This is a genomic window from Vibrio sp. OPT18, assembly GCF_015163615.1.
Taxonomy (GTDB): Bacteria; Pseudomonadota; Gammaproteobacteria; order Enterobacterales; family Vibrionaceae; genus Vibrio; species Vibrio coralliirubri.
In genome coordinates, this window is record NZ_JADDYK010000045.1 from 1 (window position 1) to 401 (window position 401).

General features: G+C 58.9%; 1 protein-coding gene. It reads left to right on the forward strand.

Annotation, left to right across the window (positions count from 1 at the left end):
• Positions 1-401: hypothetical protein (locus IQQ51_RS10180; RefSeq protein WP_228012790.1), on the forward strand; the 401-nt coding region annotated here is incomplete at both ends.

Below are 401 nucleotides of genomic sequence, written 5' to 3' on the forward strand. Positions count from 1 at the left end.
ATCTACAACAAAGAAGAGCTTGGCTCAGATGGCACCGTGACGGCGACGATCAGCCTGCCGGATGACTTCGATGCGAGCAAAGACACGCTGACTATCAACGGTTCGACCCACACCTTGACGGCGGATGAAATCGCAGCGGGTGAAGTGACAGTGGACGTGGCGCCAGAAGGCACCGTGACCGCACAAATCACCGATGCGGCGGGTAACGTCTCGACCGAAGCGAGCGCGACCGCGTTGGAAGCGGACGTTGACGTGAAAGCGCCGACGATCGCGCTGGAAGCGGCGGATGCGAACGACGATGGCATCTACAACAAAGAAGAGCTTGGCTCAGATGGCACCGTGACGGCGACGATCAGCCTGCCGGATGACTTCGATGCGAGCAAAGACACGCTGACTATCAA